Origin of the sequence: Psychrobacter sp. CCUG 69069 (assembly GCF_021023115.1) — a bacterium.
GTDB lineage: Bacteria > Pseudomonadota > Gammaproteobacteria > Pseudomonadales > Moraxellaceae > Psychrobacter > Psychrobacter namhaensis.
The window spans coordinates 80112-95694 of sequence record NZ_QQAI01000002.1 but is presented as its reverse complement, the minus strand read 5'-3'; the positions used below and the strand labels follow the sequence as shown (position 1 = coordinate 95694).

Sequence of the window (15583 nt, the reverse complement as noted above, 5' to 3'; positions counted from 1 at the left end):
GAAGTTTGAAGTTAAGAAAATCAGACGGTAGGGGAGCAATTTCCTGCCGTTTTTTATATCTGTGTGTCTAGTCGGGCTGTGGCTATGGATTACCGCACTTGAAATTACTATCAGTATGCTAAAAACCCTTGCGTCGATCTCAAACATCAGCTTTGACAGTATGACTGGTAATATTAACCATAATTATAATCAGCGATATATTCATGAGTAACGTGATGTGAAGGGTGTTTAGAGAATTGGAATGATCGAAAATTGACTCTGAAGGCAATGTACTAGGATGCTACTCAGGTTCTACTATCTTTGTCAAAAAAGAGGGTAAAAGTGGGGCGGAGATGGTTAGAGACAAAATCTATATCATGGATTGGAATGATGCTTTGCATCTTTTAGATTTTGCGGGTAATTTGATTAAATAACGAATGCTTATTAAAAGGACTTAGCAATGATAGTGTTAAAAACACTCTTTAAATGGATCGTTTTACCTATTTTAGCCCTACTCATTCTTATTAGTCTGGGTTTAGTGGTGAGCGGCAATGCTTATATCTTTCGCGGCTTACAACTCACTTATCTTAAAGGTGAAAGCACTGCCAATATAGACGATTATAAGGATTTTGATAATCGTACTATCCGTGCAAAAGACAATATTGCTTGGGATAGAGACGCTAATTTTGAGCAAGTCAAACTCACGCCTACCTTACAAAACGCCTTAGATACCGATGAGACCGTGGCCTTTGCCATTATCAAAGACGGCAAGCTACTGTACGAGAATTACTGGCAAGGCTACGGCAGTGATTCGCATACCAATAGCTTTTCGATGGCAAAAACAGTGACGACCATGCTGTATTTAAAAGCGGTAGAGGATGGCTATATTGCTAGCGTCGATGAGCCGATTACCAAATGGTTGCCTGAATACACAGACAATCAGTACGCGCAGCATTGTACCCTAGCGGATTTATCCGCGATGACTTCAGGCTATGATTGGACCGAGGACTACTATTTTCCTATTAATCCGACGGCTGAATCTTATTATGGTCATGATTTAGTTAAGCAGATGGTCAATCGAGATTTTGTTGAAGAATGCGGTGGTCAGTTTGAATATTCATCAGGTGATACGCAAATGCTTGGCATTGCTTTGTCGCGTGCGTTAGAACCTCACGGTTATACTCTCTCTAGTTACTTAGAAGAGAAGTTTTGGCAACCCTTAGGCATGAAAGGCGACGCTTACTGGTCGCTTGACGGCTCAGAGAGTATTGAAAAAGTATACTGCTGTCTAAATGCCCGTGCTTTAGATTTTGCCAAATTTGGGCAGTTATTATTGAATGGTGGCGAGTGGCAAGGTGAGCAACTACTCAGCAAAGAGCACGTTGACTTTATGATTACTCCTAATGCAGCGGCCTTTGCAGCTGGGCAGGCTCAGACATACGGCCACTCGGTATGGACGGATATGGACAGCCCAGTTCCGTTCTATGCCATGCTTGGCCATTTGGGACAACGGGTTCTAGTGCTACCGGAGGAGAACGCTATTATTGTCCGACTGGGCAAGCAAAAAGGCTTACCCACTCCAGTAGAGGGCTTTCATTTAGAGCCAGATTTGGGGCAGTATGTCACTGAAGTCAAAAAAATATTGGTTGGATTAGAAGAAGGATGAGATTGCTTATCTGACAGGCAAACTCAGTAACTCTAACCTTCCATCTCCCCAACCAACCATTTCTCAACATCTTCCACCTGCGCTGCCAACTCAGGTCGCGCTGTTGCTAATCCGTCAAGTTTGTCTTTGATCTCTTTCTTATTGTATTTAGCACCCGTTAATGTCTCTTTGAGCAGATCAATCAATTCAACGTTTAACGCATCAGAGAAAATAACCACATCGCTAATCACTGCCTGCTTCACATCAAGGTGCAAATCGATAATGCCCCAATCAAAGCGCGTCTCGATGTGATGGCTAAACTCAGGGGTTTTGCCAAAGCGCCACTCCCAGTCTGCCATTTGCTGATAGTATTTATTGAGCGCCGGCTGCTTGGCGAGGCTGGCTTCATCGAGTTCTTCTACTGGCGCAGTGTCACCATAATATTCACAAAACGCTTCGATGATGGCATCGGATAACCTCTCGTGATTGATGTCTTCGTTAAACTCTTTCAGGTTAGCGACACGCGCGCGTACAGATTTGATGCCTTTGGCTTTGAGTTTTAGCGGATGTGGATTGAGATAATCGCCCAGCTTTTGCATGTTGGCATTGACCAGTAATGTCCCGTGGTGAAAGCTGCGATCTGCTGCATGTTTAAAAGCGCTGCCTGATATTTTCTTATCACCGACCTGCATGTCGTTACGCCCAGATAAATCCGCCTCTATGCCTAACTTCTTTAGCGCATTGATGATGATGGTAAAGTTCGCGTCTTGGTCGTAGCTGTCCTTAGGTGATAAAAAGGTAAAGTTAGTATTGCCCAAATCATGAAACACCGCGCCACCGCCGCTCTGCCGCCGCGCCAAAAAGATGTCATCTGCTTCCATCTTATCAATTTTACATTCCACCCATGGGTTTTGCGAGCGTCCAATGACCACGGTTTCACTGTTGCGCCATAAAAATAGAGTGTGTGAATTTGCGTCAAGTGCTTGAAAGATCCAATCCTCGGTGGCGAGGTTAAACCAAGGGTTGGTAACGCTTGATTTTAAGATGCGCAGGTTCATTTGTGTGTCCTTTTTCTCGAATGGTTCTTCTAGATTGAGTATTATAAATAGATACTGGTATTGTTGCCGATGCAAGTTTGGAATTCAATGGCTGTGTGGTAGGGAGGATGCTTTTAGGGTTTGAATATCGGGGTAGAGCGGGGGATTTTGATTAGATTTTGGAGAAGGTAATTTGTAGTTTTTTGGAGGAATGGTTAGTTGTTGGAGCTAATCCTGCTATCTGCTTGTATCTAACTTGTCGATGGCGTGCGGACTGGTTTGTCTGATGGCGTTCCTGTTGTCCCGATACCGCCCCCAGCCATAGTCCGCATCGCCATCATCAGCGTTAGGATACCGCTACTATCAGGGCTAAACCACTCCCTAAGTCGACCATTGATATTTTAAAGCTTCACTTATTCCTATGCTATTATCAGGACTAAACTTAAGTAAATAAAAAATTATTTCGCTGAGTAAAGTCTTGAATGGTTTTAACGGAGAATGACGATGAATATTGAGCTAGCCCAATTAATCAGTGAGTTGGATCAGTCAGATGAAAAGATTACCGAGTCTTCTATTGCAACTAAGATTAATGAAGTTACACAGGAAGATCTAAGATCAGAATCTATTGCAGAGAGAATTGCATTTGGATTTTGCGAGGACTATCAACATAAACAGAGTGGTTGGGGCACCTACTTTGGTCCTATGATGGTTTGGGTTGGTGATGATGGCGAAGTTTATGAGAGTCCTAGCATTTTGTCGGTTACTGAAGAGATTGTAGAGCACTGGATAAGTAGATCACAAAGTACTGTTAACCCTATATTAAAAGCTCGATATTGTGGCCTCATATGGGACCTTTCCAATGCTGCCATTGGTAAAAAACCTGATCATACCGTTGCTGTCAACTATGTAAACGCGCTTCTTGAAATAACAGACAAAGATCTTAGCAAGCACCCAACTGAAACTATTAAAAAAATTACTAGAGCATATAAGGTTGCGTCTGGCTTAAATAATACCAGTCTAATAAATAGATGTATTGAGAGTGCTATTAACCTAGAAGATCGTATAGCAGAGGATAGTAAAGCGGGACTTTGGGGGTTTTGCTTCGATCTTTTTGTTTTAGGTAAGAGCAAGTATTTATCTGAGGATCAAAGAGAAAAATTGATAGAAGGTCTTGAGCAGCGATTAATGCGACTTTCTAAAGATAGCTCTCCATGGGGGTGTGAGTCAGCAGGCGTCCGTTTAGCAGATTATTATAGGGTTAAAGGAAACAAAGAAGAAGCAACTCGAGTAATAAAGGTAGTTGGTAAAAGTTTCGAGGATGCGTGCGATAATGTGGCACCTATACAAGCTTCTTCATGGTTGCAACATGTGCATAATATATATGTTAGCTTCAATATGAAAAGTGACGTAGAGCGAGTAACGAGAAAGATAACCGAGATAGGTCCAAAAGTTGTAGATAGTATGCAGTCCTTCTCTCACAGTATAGAAATACCAAAAGAACAGTTAGATGCTTATCTCGACTCAATGATAAATGGTGGTCTAGAAAATACACTTGTAAGAATTGCAGCACATTTTATTCCAAAGAAAGATCAAGTAGAGGAACAGGTTTTAGAGCTAGCAAAAAATTATCCGCTGACATACTTGTTCACTAAGACACTTCAAGATCACAAAGGCAGACCTATCGCAACTATTGGCAGCGTTGAAGACGACTTAGAGGGGCACGTGATTCACCAACTTTCTAGTAATTTAAATACTAACGCCTTTTTTCTTAGGCATTCATTAAAAAAGGCGTTAGAAGTTTATAATATAAAAGTGCAAGATTTGACTGACTTTGTATTAGCGTCACCCATATTTGAAGAAACAAAAAAAGATCTTATCCATGCTGGTTTACAAGCGTATCTGGATCAAGATTATATTTCAGCAATACATATATTAGTACCTCAAACAGAAGCTGCTATTCGGTCGTTAGTCGAATTAACAGGAGGGGCAACTTCAAAAAGAAATAGGCAAGGTGGGTTGCAGTTAAGAACCTTTGATGACTTACTTAGAGATGAGAAAGTCCAAGAATGCTTCGGTATTGATTTATCATTTTATTTTAGGATATTACTCACAGAACAGAGAGGTTGGAATATACGAAATAATATATGTCACGGAATAAGTCCATCAGGCGCATTTAATCCTTCAACGGCAGATAGAGTTATGCACGTAATTCTTTGCTTGGCACAGGTAAGATTGACAAACGCCTAATAGTTTATCGCTATAAGAATTAGTTAGACAAAAAACGCTCCTAAAGAGCGTTTTTCATACTTCTGATTTTAGAAAACCCCAGTACCCTAACCAAAATCCTCCCTTAAAATACCCGCCATATTTCGCTCGGCAAGTCCCGTTATAAACACATACGGATTGACGCCAGCGCTACCGGAGATTAACGAACCATCTTGCACGTATATATTTTTGTGCCCTTTGATGCTTCCAAATGCATCAGCCGTTCCACTCTGTTAGATTTATTCCTTAACTTGACCAAATAAGAAATTTCCCTTACTATCTTGTTTCAATGTACTAGAACGTAAATACATCAAAATATTTTTATCATCAAACATGCTAAACAATACGGCAAAAATGCCAATACCAATTCTCATTTTAAAATAATAAGGCTTAACTATGACGAAGCACAATACAGCCAATAGCTATGGGTTACATCAATCAATCCTACCAAGTAACGACGGTTTATATGGCGAGTTTGGTGGCAAAATCGGCCATCCTGAGCTTGCCAAAGCTATGGCCGAAATCGAGACAGGTTTTCGTGAGATTATCAAAGAGGATGACTTTATCGCCGAGATGAAGCGTTTGCGTGAGACTTACGTCGGCCGGCCTAGTCCGATTTATCATGCCCAGCGTTTGAGTGAGCACTGCGGCGGGGCGCAGATTTATTTTAAGCGGGAAGACCTAAACCACACTGGCGCGCACAAAATCAATCACTGCTTGGGTGAAGTGCTATTAGCCAAGAAATTAGGCAAAACCAAGGTCATTGCCGAAACGGGTGCGGGGCAACATGGCGTCGCATTGGCAACGGCAGCGGCCTTAATGGGCATGGCGTGTGAGATACACATGGGTGTTGTCGATATTAGAAAAGAACACCCAAACGTGAGCCGTATGAAAATTTTGGGTGCCAATATCGTGCCTGTCTCACGCGGCGCAGGGACATTAAAAGAAGCGGTCGATAGTGCCTTTGAGACGTACCTAAACGAGCTGGATACCAGTATGTTTGCGATTGGCTCAGCATTGGGACCTGCGCCATATCCTGAGATGGTCAGCTATTTTCAGTCTGTGGTCGGGCACGAAGCGCGTGCACAGTTTTTGGCGACCACGGGCAAGCTGCCTAATAAAGTCGTGGCTTGTGTGGGTGGTGGCTCGAACGCCATTGGGATGTTTAGCGGGTTTTTGGCGGATGACAGCGTTGAAAAAATAGGCGTTGAGCCAGCGGGCGAGGGTTTAGAGACGCCCAATCATGCTGCCACTATGTCGCTGGGTGTGAAAGGGGAAATCCACGGTTTTAAATGTTACGTCTTGCTGGATGAAAAAGGTGAGCCTGCCCCTGTGCACTCAATCGCCTCGGGTCTGGATTACCCCGGCGTTGGTCCGCAGCACTCGCATTTAAAAGATTTACAGTTGGCCACTTACGAGTCGGCGACAGACAGTGAGTGCTTGGAGGCGTTTATGGCGCTGTCACGACTTGAGGGTATTATTCCGGCTCTAGAGTCGGCGCATGCCATCGCCTACGCCATGAAAACTGCCAAAGATATGTCGGCAGATGAGACCATTTTGGTCAATTTATCGGGCCGCGGTGATAAGGACATTGACTTTATTTTGGACAAGGTTGATTTATAGCCAAAAAACCTACGATAAATACAGAAAATACCATACCCATTGAGCGTTTAAAAAGTTATCATCGTGGTTTTTTTAGCCCATGCCACTTTTATGACTGAGCATTTTTTATAAACAAATGCCGTCCAACGCTTGATAGGATGTACCCATGACCAACCGTGACCTCATGATTTTTTTAACGCTGTCCTTTATGTGGTCGCTGTCTTTTATTTTTTATCGTATTGGCGTGCCTGAGTTTGGCTCCTTAGCCTTTGCCAGCCTGCGGGTGGTATTGGCTGGGCTGACCATGTTGGTTTTTGTGTTACTAAAGAAGAAAAACAGGCAGGGCATTCGTGATAATTGGAAAGTATTGACACTGGTCGGTCTGTTTTCAGCGGCAATCCCTTTCATGCTGTTTGCCTTTGCGGCACGCTCCGTCAATGCTGGGGTATTGGCGGTGCTCAATGCCTCTGTACCGATGATGAGTGGCTTTATCGCCAGCACGTTTTTTAAAGACAGACTCTCAAAGAAGCAAATTCTTGGCTTGGTTATTGGGATTGTTGGTGTGGTCATTTTGATGAGTGAGAGCTTATTTGGCGAGCAGAGTGGGACTTCAGGATCTGGGTTATTGCCGATGGGCTACGCACTGCTGGCTTGCGTGGGTTATGCCGTGGGCGCAAACATCACCAGAAATTACTTGGACAATGTCACGCCAGTGGCGATTACCGCAGGCTCGCTCATTATTGCCAGTGTTATCATGCTACCCATTGCATTGTATGAGTTCCCTTATGGCAAAAGCATCAGTCTAACGGCTTGGGTGTCTGTGATTTGTATCGGTGTGTTTTCGACAGCCATCGCTCTGATCTTTATGAACCAGCTGATTAAAAGTATTGGTCCGATGCGGGCGACCAGTATCACGCTGGTCATTCCTATTTTTGCGATTATTTTGGGTTACTTGTTGCTTGGCGAGGCCTTGGACACGCCAGCGATTATTGGCTCGGTGGTGATACTGTTTGGCACCTATCTGTCTTTAGAAATCTCGATTAAAAAGATGCTGACCTCATAGGACGTATGTAAGTTTGGTCTCATCTCACTCAGCCTAACGCATCGAAAAACGTCGTAATCGCCACTGGGTGCCAAAAAATGCCATTAGCATGAAACCGGATTGATTTTATTAGCTTAATAGCCTTATAAGGGGTGATAATTAATCGCTACTTAAATACCAAGGATGTGCTTAAGTCAGTGTTTTTGTTTGTAAATTTGACTTGGAATAATAACGTTTATCCCTATAAAGATCACGGCTTATTAATAGCGGATTGATTCAATCAGGGCCACAAAACTGACCGCTATTTCCAAAAGATCAATCAACCTATTGCTAGCGTTTTATAACAACAAACAAGGCTTTTTTATGGCACACGATAACTTATTTGAACCCGTCAAAATGGGCACCCAAGCCCTAAAAAACCGCATCATCATGGCACCCCTGACCCGTCTACGCTCGATCGAGCCTGGTGATGTACCGACCGCCCTTGCTGGTGAATATTACTCACAACGCGCTGGGGCCGGACTGGTTATTACTGAGGCGACGCAGGTTTCTTTTCAGGCAAAAGGCTATGCAGGCGCGCCTGGTATTCACACTCAAGACCAAGTCACTGCGTGGAAAACCATCGTTGATAATGTCCATGCCAAAGGCGGCAAGATCGTTGTACAGCTATGGCACACCGGTCTGGTGGCGCACGAAAGCGTACAGCCTGATGGCCAAGCGCCAATTTCTGCCTCTGATGTGAATGTTGGTGTGCGCACCTCGCTACGCGATAGCGACAATCAGGCCATTCGTGTTGAGGCGACGCCGCCACGCCCGGCGACGCTTGATGAGATCAAGCAAGTGATTGCTGATTTTGCTCAAGCCACCAAAAATGCCAAAGAAGCCGGTTTTGATGGGGTAGAGATTCATGGGGCTCATGGCTATCTCTTGCATCAGTTTTGGGTTGAGCAAACCAACCAGCGTGATGATGAGTATGGTGGCAGCCGTGAGAACCGCGCGCGCTTAACGCTGGATGTCATCGATGCTTGTGTGGCTGCTTGGGACGCTGATCATGTCGGTATTCGTATTTCACCGCTTGGTACGTTTAATAATGTAGAAGCGGGCTATAATGAAGACGAAAATATCTGGATGATCGAGCAGATCAATAAACGCGGTATCATGTATCTGCATTTGTCAGAGCCTGATTGGGCAGGAGGCACGCCTTATAGCGATGCGTTCCGTCAGCGCGCCCGTGATGCTTTTGGTCAATTGATTATCGCGGCGGGCGGCTATACGGCCGAAAAAGCGGAACAAAACATCAAGGCAGGCTATATTGATGCGGTTGCTTTTGGTCGTGACTATATTGCCAACCCTGATTTGGCTGAGCGTATTCGTACAGGGGCGCCGCTTAATGAGCAGCATCCAGAGTCATTTTATGGTGGCGGTACTGAAGGCTATACCGACTATCCATTTTTGGATCAGGCGTAATCGCTTATCAGCCACTATTCAGGGCTAATGTGTAACATCCTGAGCATACAAGTAAAAAGCCCCCTAACTATCATAGTTAGGGGGCTTTTCTTATGTAGAGACACTTACAGAGACATTGATTACTTATCAAACTTCTTCGTTTGCAAACTTCCCTGTTTGATAATCACGAAACGTTTGGCGCAGCTCTTCTTGGGTATTCATGACAAAAGGGCCATGACCGGCCACTGGTTCACCAATAGGCTCGCCGCTGAGCAGCAGTAGCTTGACAGGCGCTAGCGTTTGCCCATCAGCGGCGGTGCGGGGGTAATGTAATTCAATCGTATCGGTAGCAGGGCAGGATGCGTCAGAGGCTTGCTTGTTTTGAGCGTCTAGGCGGCTTTGAGAGGGCGCTGCAAATTGAATCAAACGGCCTGCATTTACTCGTGTGCCATTGACCAGCAATTCGCCTTCTTGCACTAATAAGAGCGTATTATGGGTGCTGGGGACGTGCAGGGTCGTCGCTCCAGCGGTATGCAGCTCGATATCCCACACATTAATGGGCGTAAACGTACTGGCTGCCCCTGTGACGCCGTGCCAGTCGCCAGCGATGATAGCAGCCTGACCAATCGGCGCTTGATGGTCAGCGTCACTACTGTCTATCAGCTCGATGATAGGCATCTCGGCGCGCTTGATGGATTGATACTTTGGCGCGGTAAGCTTATGGGCGCTTGGCAGATTTACCCACATTTGCACCATACTAAAAACGCCACCGCGCTGACCGAACGCCTCTGAATGAAACTCCTCATGCAAGATACCGCGCCCTGCGGTCATCCACTGTACATCACCTTCTAAAATATCACCGCGGCCACCCGTTGAGTCTGCGTGACTGATTTCGCCTGAATAGGCAATAGTGACGGTCTCAAACCCTTTGTGTGGATGCTGCCCGATGCCGTGCGGCTGCGACTGATAATGAGGGTTGGGTGCAAAGGTGGTCGGCGTGCCATAATCGAACAACAAAAATGGATCAGTGTGACTATAATTAAAATTTGGGTTATCCTCAATATGATTGATAAGGGTTTTTACAAAAAAACCATCCCCTACCCAGTGTGGCGCTTTGTCACCATGTATATTTTTAATTGGACGCATTGCTCATCTCATCAGTCTAAGTAAAACAAATATCAACAACTCAACAATATTTAGTAATTCTACAGTAAAATCGACTTATGTTCTATTTTTTCTACAATGTCCAATGCATGCTTTAGCGTTAGACGACTTCACCACTGACAAAACCACTTGCCCACGCCCATTGAAAATTATAACCGCCAAGCCAGCCTGTAACGTCAAGCACCTCGCCGACAAAGTACAATCCCTCTTGCAATTTGCTTTGCATGGTTTTAGAGGATACCTCATCGGTTTTGACACCGCCGCGCGTCACTTCCGCTGTGCGATAGCCCTCTGTACCAGAAGGTTTTAGTTGCCAGCCGTTGAGAGTGGTGCCCAGCTCAAGCAGCCGCTCATCTTTAATATTGGCAAGTTCCGTGTCTTTTATATCGTCCCATAGTTGCGTTTGCAGTGCTGCCAGTAGTTTTTTGGGTAGCGCGCTGTTCGTATTTTCGGTCAGTACCGTACGAATCAGTTGTCTTGGGTGCGATTTTTTGTGCGCAAGCAGCAGCGCGGTCACATCGGTCTCTGGTAGTAAATTGATGCTGATGGTTTCGCCCGTATGCCAGTAGTTTGACAGCTGTAGCATGGCAGGGCCGGAGAGTCCGCGGTGGGTAAATAACACTGGCAATTTAAAAGAGATGCGCTCGTTACTGGCAATCACGGGCAGACTAATACCCGCTAGCGATCGAATCAGCTCGCCTGTTTTATCGGTAAAGGTAAAGGGTACTAAGCTTGCGTCAGTGGCTATCAGCGTGTGGCCAAACTGTTGTGCCAGCTCATAACCCAAACCGCTTGCCCCCATGGTGGGGATAGACAGCCCGCCTGTAGCGACGACTAACGACTCACAGCTATAGCTGACTTGAGAGGGTTTAGCCCCACTCGCCATGTCTTTTTTATTGAGTGCCTTACTGGTGGCTAACTGGAAGCGGGTGTTGTTATCCGGCTCGACAGTGTTGACGCTGTCAATTTTGGTGTTGAGCCGTACTTGTACGCCGACTGCGCGGCATTCATCAAGCAGCATGGTCAAAATATCTTGTGCAGAATCATCACAAAACAGTTGTCCGTGTTCACGCTCGTGATAAGGGATCTTATGCCCCTCAACCATAGCAATAAACTCCCAACTGGGATAACGACTGAGCGCAGATTTGCAGAAATGAGGGTTGGTGCCGATAAAGTGCTCAGGCTCAACAAAGTAGTTGGTAAAATTACAACGGCCACCACCTGACATGAGAATTTTTTTACCGGCTTTATTGGCATGGTCTAACACCAGTACGCGCCGCCCACGCCGACCGGCCGTGAGCGCACAGTATAACCCAGACGCGCCCGCGCCGATGATAATGACATCATAGTGAGTGGGGGGTGGGGTGTTGTGATGATTACTCATTGTGGTCTCGTAAAATGACAGGTATAAAAAGGTAAGAATAAAGCCAATGGCGTATGTTAACCATTGCTTATATTAAAAAGTCAGATTGGGTTGATCGTTTTAAGCGATAACGTTTGTGTAGCTATTGTCCATATTTCATATCAGGTTACAAGGGTTAAATTTGCCAGATTCAAATGTTATCCCAACTCAGTCTTGGTAGCCACGATATTGAGGCTGAAGTAAAGGAGGTGTTTAACCTCGTTCTACGATCATAAGTGGCCGCGCGTTACCAAGTGTACACCTGTGCAGTGAAATTGTTATGATTGGCGGTTGATGTCTTGCAACCATCCTGCTTATTTGTCACACTACTGATAGGTGTTACACGTTATGGAAGATGACTCTTATTACCAGTACAGACAGTCGTTATCGACGGTTGTGAGTACAGTTTGTAATAATTAAAAAGGATGAGCACTATGACACAGAAATCATTTCCTATTGCCGCCGAGTTCCTCGCTGCTGCCAATACGCCAGCTGAACAATACGCCACAGAGTATCAGCAGTCGATCGAATCGCCTGAATCCAATGCAGCCTTTTGGGCAAAACGTGCCGAGCTGATTGATTGGATAAAAAAACCCACCAAGATCCGCGATGTGAACTATGATTTAGACGATTTTCGCATCAAATGGTTTGAAGATGGTGAGTTAAACATCTCTACCAACTGTCTTGATCGACATGTCAAAAAAAATCCCTACAAGCCCGCCATTATTTGGGAAGGGGATCATCCCTCACTTCATAAAATTATCTCTTTTAAAGAGCTGCATGAAGCGGTTTGCCGCTTAGGGAACTCAATGCGCAAGCTTGGCGTCAAAAAAGGCGACCGTGTGACGCTATATATGCCGATGATACCGGAGGCGATGGTTGCGATGCTGGCATGTGCTCGTATTGGCGCGGTGCATTCCGTGGTTTTTGGGGGGTTTTCTGCTGAGAGCTTGGGCAATCGCCTGATAGACAGCCGCTCAAAAATCGTCATCACTGCTGATGAAGGCATACGGGGTAACAAGCGTACGCCGCTCAAAGCCAATGTCGATCGGGCATTAGATATGGATGGTACGGACAGTGTTACCAACGTCATTGTCGTCCATCGTACGGGTAACTCTGTCCCCATGAGTGGGCGCCGTGATGTTTGGTATCACAGTTTGGTGGATGGGGAATCCGTACATTGCGAGCCTGAAGTCATGAATGCTGAAGACCCGCTGTTTTTATTATACACCTCGGGTTCTACAGGCAAACCTAAAGGCGTGGTGCATACAACTGGTGGCTATATCACTTATGCCCTCTCAAGCTTCCGAGATGTCTTTGATGTCAAAGACGATGACGTCTACTGGTGTACAGCAGATGTAGGCTGGATCACAGGCCATACTTACTCAACCTACGCGCCGCTTGCCAATGGCACGACGACCGTGATGTTCGAGGGAGTGCCAGAGTATCCGACGTGGGCACGTGTTGGTCATATTATCGATAAGCACAATATCACGATTTTATATACGGCACCGACGGCGATTCGAGCGATGATGAAAGAGGGCGATGCGTTTGTTCGTGAGTCGGATCGCTCAAGCCTACGCTTACTTGGGTCAGTCGGTGAGCCGATTAATCCAGAGGCTTGGGACTGGTATTATAACGTCGTCGGCGATGGCCATTGTCCTGTCGTCGATACGTGGTGGCAGACCGAAACTGGCGGTATCCTAATGGCACCGATTCCAGGGGCGGTCGCTCTCAAACCGGGCGCGGCGATGAACCCACTATATGGTATCAAACCAGAAATCATTGATCGCGACGGTACGGTATTAGAAGGCGCTGCTGAAGGTAACTTGGCGATTAATAGTAGCTGGCCGGGACAGATGCGGACGATTTACAATGACCATGAGCGCTTTTTACAGACTTACTTTAGTGAGTATCCAGGCTTTTATTTTACAGGTGATGGCGCCCAGCGTGATGAAGATGGCCATTACTGGATTACGGGGCGGGTGGATGATGTGCTCAATGTCTCAGGCCATCGTCTGGGTACCGCAGAAATAGAAAGTGCCGTGGTCGCTCATCCTGCTACGGCTGAGGCCGCTATTGTCGGTATGCCACATGAGATTCGTGGTACGGGTATTTGTGCTTTTATTATCCTAAAGTCTGGTGAAAACGAGACGGAGTCACTAAGGGCTGAGCTGAATCGACACGTGCGTGCTGAGATTGGTCCGATTGCCAATCTAGACACGATTCACATTGTCAATGCGCTCCCAAAAACGCGCTCGGGGAAAATCATGCGCCGTATCCTACGCAATCTGGCGGCGGGACAATATGTGGGGCTGGGCGACTTATCTACTTTGGCTGATAGCTCGGTGATTAATAAACTGGTCGAGGTGGTTAAGGCTGAGCGTGGAGAGTAGGCTAAGTCGCTGACAGTTTGGTTATACCTCATCAAAGGCTATTATTAAAGACTGTCGCTAAAGACTATTAAAGGCTGGCCTTAAAGACTCACGGTTAATCTTAAAAAAGCCATGTTACTAGCGATAGCATGGCTTTTTTACGTAGATGATATTGCTATACCAGCGGTTTCAAGGTTCAATATTATGTAAAGCAAACCTACTTTTATACATAGTCGTTTCAATATAAGTTGGCCACAAGAAAGACGAGTGAAGGTACTACAAATAGTAGACTAATCGAATCTGACACCATATCCGACTTATAGGAAATTGACTATACATTCAACTTTACTCAATGCTTTATAAGGCCCACTGTCATTATGTCCAATTATGCATCGCGTCCTGCTGATACCACCTCACCAAAAATCGCTATCATCGGTGGGGGTTTGACGGGGCTATTTACTGCCACCTTACTAGAGCGGGCGTTTAAGCAAGACCAACCTCAAAACCCTACGGCAAACCACAAGGCAAAAGATAGTCCAGCCACCTCGCGCATTCCGCAAATTACCATTTTTGAGAAGTCACGCAGTGTTGGGCGGTTGGCGACGCGTTATCGTACCAAGAGCCAGACAGCTACTAGTAGTCCGCAAAATTGGCAGTGGGCATTTGGCGCGCAGTTTTTTACTGCCAAGACGGCTGGTTTTCAGCAATTCATTGCGCCTTGGTTAGAGACTGGGTTGCTACAGCCGTGGTGTGCGCAAGTGGTCAGCGTAACGCCCCTCAATGACGAGACTCAATCACCTGACATCCAAAATAAAGAGCAATGGAATACCACGCAAGCTCGCTATATCAGCACGCCCAAAATGACCAGTTGGGGACGAGTATTAGCCGATGAATTGGTGCATACCACCATAAAATTTCAGACGCGTGTTGCACCATTGAATCAAGATGCCCACGACCGTGTGAATAAAAAAACCGAACTGTTTGATGACAGTGGCGCCAGTCTCGGCTGGTTTGATTGGGTCATTTGTACGGTACCTAACGGACAGGCTGCCGAGCTTATGGCAAATAGTGGCTTTGTACTGCAAACAAAAATCTCTAAACCGAAAATGTTGGCGTGCTATACCTTAATGTTAGGCTGGGATCACGAGCAACCATTGCCTCAGACTATCAGCCATCAGACGCCCAATTGGGATGTGGCTTACGTGAGTGACTCGCCCCTAGACAGAATATTTATCGAACACCAAAAGCCTGCGCATAATAAATTACTACCGAGTATGACTATTCACGCCCGTAATGACTGGTCAGAAGCGCATGTCGATGATGATATTGAAGCGGTAAAAGCGCACCTACTACAAGCCGCACAGCAAGCACTAAATTGGAGTGCTGACAGTGCGCCCACTCAAATTGATTGTCATCGCTGGCGTTATGCGGCAACGATGTTGGAGACTGACAGCCGAGACAATGATGAAGTACTAGGTATTTTGCTGGATCAGGAGCATCACTGGGTCGTGAGTGGTGATTGGTGCGGGCAAGGCAACATTGAAAGCGGCTACCAGATGGCACAAAAAACGGTAGAAGCCATGGTTTCTACAATGACAATGCTGCCTGTCAAGGAAGGGAGGTAAA

The 15583-nt window shown here is 45.8% G+C and carries 10 protein-coding genes; 7 read left to right on the top strand and 3 right to left on the bottom strand.

Features of this window, described 5'->3' with window-relative positions; translation table 11 throughout:
* Positions 1 to 439: 439 nt before the first annotated feature.
* Positions 440 to 1645 (top strand): serine hydrolase domain-containing protein, encoded by a 1206-nt coding sequence (locus DVY93_RS02305; RefSeq protein WP_230708778.1) that lies wholly within the window; start codon positions 440 to 442, stop codon positions 1643 to 1645.
* 32 nt (positions 1646 to 1677) lie between these two features.
* On the opposite strand, the gene DVY93_RS02300 is transcribed toward DVY93_RS02305, so the two are convergent.
* Entirely contained in the window at positions 1678 to 2682 is a 1005-nt protein-coding gene (locus DVY93_RS02300) for a lipoate--protein ligase (RefSeq protein WP_230708776.1), read from the bottom strand.
* A gap of 483 nt (positions 2683 to 3165) precedes the next feature.
* Here DVY93_RS02300 and DVY93_RS02295 point away from each other — a divergent pair, with 483 nt between their 5' ends.
* The 4 genes from DVY93_RS02295 to DVY93_RS02275 all read left to right on the top strand — a co-directional run bounded on the left by DVY93_RS02295 (position 3166) and on the right by DVY93_RS02275 (position 9037).
* Positions 3166 to 4908, top strand: a complete 1743-nt coding sequence (locus tag DVY93_RS02295) for a DUF4209 domain-containing protein (RefSeq protein WP_193006284.1) — start codon at positions 3166 to 3168, stop codon at positions 4906 to 4908.
* Positions 4909 to 5322: 414 nt separating this feature from the next.
* Entirely contained in the window at positions 5323 to 6549 is a 1227-nt protein-coding gene (gene trpB, locus DVY93_RS02285) for a tryptophan synthase subunit beta (protein WP_198335237.1), read from the top strand.
* Between the two features lie 145 nt (positions 6550 to 6694).
* Positions 6695 to 7591 carry a DMT family transporter gene (locus DVY93_RS02280; RefSeq protein ID WP_230708772.1) on the top strand — a complete coding sequence of 299 codons (897 nt, stop codon included), beginning with the start codon at positions 6695 to 6697 and terminating at the stop codon, positions 7589 to 7591.
* 342 nt (positions 7592 to 7933) lie between these two features.
* The gene (locus DVY93_RS02275) at positions 7934 to 9037 is read left to right on the top strand and encodes an alkene reductase (protein ID WP_230708770.1); all 1104 of its coding nucleotides are present in this window, start codon (positions 7934 to 7936) and stop codon (positions 9035 to 9037) included.
* Between the two features lie 126 nt (positions 9038 to 9163).
* Here the strand turns inward: DVY93_RS02275 and DVY93_RS02270 are convergent, their stop codons facing one another.
* Complete coding sequence (locus DVY93_RS02270) at positions 9164 to 10162, bottom strand: pirin family protein (protein ID WP_230708768.1); 999 nt, start codon at positions 10160 to 10162, stop codon at positions 9164 to 9166.
* 118 nt (positions 10163 to 10280) lie between these two features.
* The gene (locus DVY93_RS02265) at positions 10281 to 11564 is read right to left on the bottom strand and encodes an NAD(P)/FAD-dependent oxidoreductase (RefSeq protein WP_230708766.1); all 1284 of its coding nucleotides are present in this window, start codon (positions 11562 to 11564) and stop codon (positions 10281 to 10283) included.
* A gap of 452 nt (positions 11565 to 12016) precedes the next feature.
* Here DVY93_RS02265 and acs point away from each other — a divergent pair, with 452 nt between their 5' ends.
* Together acs and DVY93_RS02255 are read left to right on the top strand one after the other, a co-directional pair.
* Positions 12017 to 13978, top strand: coding sequence for an acetate--CoA ligase (acs, locus tag DVY93_RS02260; protein ID WP_230708764.1), 1962 nt, complete (start codon positions 12017 to 12019; stop codon positions 13976 to 13978).
* A 356-nt stretch (positions 13979 to 14334) separates the two neighbouring features.
* Positions 14335 to 15582, top strand: coding sequence for an NAD(P)/FAD-dependent oxidoreductase (locus DVY93_RS02255; protein ID WP_230708759.1), 1248 nt, complete (start codon positions 14335 to 14337; stop codon positions 15580 to 15582).
* Position 15583 lies beyond the last annotated feature (1 nt).